Below are 3,621 nucleotides of genomic sequence, written 5' to 3' on the forward strand. Positions count from 1 at the left end.
TCTCTATGGTCATTAATTCCCCCGTGTTTTTATTCGCTTATATTACTTATATCGGAACACGAGGAACAAAACTTAAATCTTATCTATAATCTTTCTCCATCATCCTTCTTTTTGCTGAATAGTTACCTTTTACCTATCATTACAAAAGCAATTTTAGCCACCCTATCAATAGCAGTGTAAATATAGTTTCTTCCCTTGTTAATCTTTGGAGCATAAAGTAAATCCATCTGAAGGTATCCCATAGTATATTTGCGAAACTTCTTAATCTTTCTTTCAGCATTAATAAACTCTTCAGGCACGATATTCAAATTATGCCTTTTTAAACAACGGTAAATCTTCATTGGATAAAGATTGGGTATTTTATCTTCTAAAGTAAAAAAGATGTCTTCAATTGTCTTCTTAAATTGCTTTCTTTCAAAACAAATTAAATCTTCTTGTTCTTTTGTTAAATCGGTACGAAGTCTATGTGGACGAGAGGATTTATCTTCAAGGCTTTCAGCCTTTTTCCATCTTTGAGCCATAGTTTGAGTAATGCCATACTTTTTAGCCAAAGCATAAGCAGAAAGAGGGCTTTCTTTAATAATTTGTCTTATTGCTAAAGTTGTAGCAGCTTTTTTGTGTAACTTTATTTCCATACGCTAAGATTATACACCTTAACGTATCGTTAGTCAACATATATGTACCATCGGATAAAGTAATTCTCGGATGCCCCTTTGCAACAAAAAAGACTTGCAAGCCATGTCAAAAGTATGGGGGACAAGTTTTTTTTCACCATACTCCCTCATGATAGCAATTTATATTCATCTTTGCGGATGAATTTCATTAATCAATTCTCCCTACGTCGTTTGAAAGCAGTTTTCTAAGAATACGTTCGGATGTTTATAATATCTTGTAAAGTTGACAATAAATTCTCACTTAACAAGTACTCCATCATGTATTTTTTCTACTCGTGAGGCATGTTTCATTATCATTGGATCATGAGTGGAAAAGAGGAAAGTAACTCCTTTTTCAGTGTTAAATCGTCTCATTAACTCAATAATAGCATGTCCTGTGAATGAATCCAAATTTGCTGTTGGTTCATCTGCTATTATAATTATTGGGTCAATTACAAGGGCTCTTGCTATACTCACCCTCTGTTGTTGCCCACCACTTAATTCATTTGGACGGCTATTCTTAACTTCAGTTAATCCAATCTCATCAAATAAATGAAGAATCTTCCTTTGCCTTTCCTTTTTATTAGTTTTTTGCAATAATAAAGGAAACTCTACATTCTCATATGCAGTAAAGACAGGAATTAAATTGAAAGTTTGAAATATAAAACCAATTTTTTCTTTTCTAAGTCGTGATAGGTGAGTCATACTTAGCTTGGAAATATTCTTTTCACAAATGAATATATTACCTGCTGTTGGTATATCTAGACAACCGACTAAGTTTAGAAGTGTCGTTTTCCCAGAACCAGAAGGACCGGCTATCACCACAAATTCTCCCTTTTTAACTTTCAAATTTACACCTCGTAATACCTTATAAATTACATTTCCTTGATAGTAATTCTTTATTAAATCCTCAGTCTTTATAATCTCCATATTTCCTTCTTTTAAAAAATCTCCATTAAAAATATACTATTAACTTTCCAGTCAATTTATATTTGCTTGTATCCATCCTATATTCACTTCCTCTTTTTCCACCTTTAATATCTGCTTTTAAAGATAAAGTTGTATTATCATATATGAAGAAATTAAGTTGTGGTACTATTATAAAACTTCCATCATCTAAGTTCCAAATAAAATCAGTTAGATTTAATATTTCATCAGTAAAATTATAATTTATTCCTATGTACATGTAATTCTTCATTATTTCTCCTAATATGAAAGGGTTACCAAAATTATAATACTTAAGGTATTCATCCATATTAATATAACCTTTACTATTATGGTAGTATTCTAACTTTATCACCCCATAGTTTTCAGGAAATATTCTATAATCTGCACCTAAAATAACATTGGAGAAGTTTCCTTGTGTAAAGGAAACTTCTCCATGAATATTGGATAAATCTAAGATATTTCCACTAAAGGCACAACCTAATATACCCTTTTTCCCTCCTTTTGTATATCCGCTCAAGGAAACATCATAGTTAGATAAACATATTTTTATTCTGGCTGCTACTTCTGACTCTTCTATATTTTTCTTTGGAACCAATATTCCACTTATTGCTGTTCTCTTAAATAAAACTTCCGCCTTTATAGCATTTATTCCTTTACTTTCGAAACTTGGATCTCTTGAATCTAAAGGATTCTCTGAGGAACTTATATAATTTGTTGGATTCCAGAGGAAACCATTTCCCCACGTAATATTTTGTTTGCCACAAAGTAAATAAAAAGACTTTTTCTTTAAAGAGATATACCCTCTATATAGATTCAATGTAGTCTTTGACTCTATTGTATCATAGTAGAGTGAAACCTTTATAGAAGTTTTAGGAGTATTATCTCTTTTTGTATTTAAGTTAAGGGTGAGTTTAATTGTATTGTTAAGTTCTGGAGGCAGAAAATATTGAGTTATAGTTGATAAGGAATTAGATTGAGTATAAGTAAGATTATTTTCAATATCCCCACTAAATTCAAAAGATTCTGCATATACCAGATTAATTAAATTACCCAGAGTTAAAAATGTCAAGATTAACACTATAATATTCCATTCTATCCTTGATATGTTAATTCTCTTCGATATGTTAATTCTCTTCACTTTTCAATCCTCTATCAAGATACTCTTGAGTAAAGAAATAATCAGGAATCTTTGTTTCATAATCAGCCGTTGTTAAAGACATAATACTTTTGTACCCAACATTTATCATACTCTCCATAGTTAGTTTAATGGGTCTTGTTCTCCCACCAATATTTTTCACCTCAGAATATGTAAGGATTTTTAATAGTTTCCCCGAAATTGTATAAAACTCCATTTTTATTGGAATAAATCCATCTTTTTTTATCCAGTATTTTATTTCATTATATGCTGCATTATTTGATTTTGCTTTTAATTCAAGGGAATAAACTGGAATTCCATCTAATTCTTCCATGCTAAGTAGTATAGCATCATAATCTTCTGCTAATCTGACTTTTAATATATCAGCAGTAGAAAAGTCTGTTCCCATTATTGTTTGGCTACTACTTATTCTTACTGATCTTTCCACAGATGGGAAATACATCCACATGTTATTATCATCTAATAAGTATCCTGTGCCTCTCTCTCGTGGGGGTGAAAGATACCATACAAGTGCGTGGTCTTTTCCCGAAACATAAATCTTGAGTTGAAATAATTTCTTTTCTCCATTTTGTTTTATTGTTATCATATCAGCAGCGTAGATTGCATAATCTGGATGTAGTACTTGATCAGCTTTTTTCACAATCTCTTTCCCTGTAAGTTCACTATTAGTTACTTTACCATCAATTAAAATTAATAGAAATAAAAATATTATTAGTTTCTTCATGAATTCTTCCTCCTATAATATGTTTAATATAGTTATTAATTAATTTATAATTAATATTTAATAATATTTCTCTCCTCATGGGAGAGTTTATGAAATCTTTGATTGTGAACAAAAAGAAACTTGACTTTTATGACCGGATC

Annotated in this window: 4 protein-coding genes; all 4 read right to left on the minus strand. The window is 30.6% G+C overall.

Going from position 1 to position 3,621, the window contains the following annotated elements; genetic code table 11:
• Positions 1-122: 122 nt before the first annotated feature.
• The 4 genes from AB1422_17925 to AB1422_17940 all read right to left on the minus strand — a co-directional run bounded on the left by AB1422_17925 (position 123) and on the right by AB1422_17940 (position 3,481).
• Entirely contained in the window at positions 123-635 is a 513-nt protein-coding gene (locus AB1422_17925) for a hypothetical protein (GenBank protein ID MEW6621180.1), read from the minus strand.
• A gap of 276 nt (positions 636-911) precedes the next feature.
• Positions 912-1,583: an ABC transporter ATP-binding protein gene (locus AB1422_17930; GenBank protein MEW6621181.1), complete on the minus strand. Its 672-nt coding sequence runs from the start codon at positions 1,581-1,583 to the stop codon at positions 912-914.
• A gap of 25 nt (positions 1,584-1,608) precedes the next feature.
• A complete protein-coding gene (locus AB1422_17935) occupies positions 1,609-2,739 on the minus strand; it encodes a hypothetical protein (protein MEW6621182.1) in 1,131 nt (376 codons plus the stop codon).
• Positions 2,726-3,481, minus strand: coding sequence for an outer membrane lipoprotein-sorting protein (locus AB1422_17940; GenBank protein ID MEW6621183.1), 756 nt, complete (start codon positions 3,479-3,481; stop codon positions 2,726-2,728). Before AB1422_17940 ends, AB1422_17935 begins: the two co-directional genes overlap by 14 nt.
• Positions 3,482-3,621: the final 140 nt, after the last annotated feature.

This window comes from bacterium, assembly GCA_040757115.1.
In the GTDB taxonomy this organism is placed as follows: domain Bacteria; phylum UBA9089; class CG2-30-40-21; order CG2-30-40-21; family SBAY01; genus JBFLXS01.

What these genes read in the sequence shown, in the direction of transcription:
- AB1422_17940 (MEW6621183.1), bottom strand. Translation starts at nt 3,481, where the DNA reads ATGAAGAAACTAATAATATTTTTATTTCTATTAATTTTAATTGATGGT.
- AB1422_17930 (MEW6621181.1), bottom strand. Translation starts at nt 1,583, where the DNA reads ATGGAGATTATAAAGACTGAGGATTTAATAAAGAATTACTATCAAGGA.
- AB1422_17925 (MEW6621180.1), bottom strand. Translation starts at nt 635, where the DNA reads ATGGAAATAAAGTTACACAAAAAAGCTGCTACAACTTTAGCAATAAGA.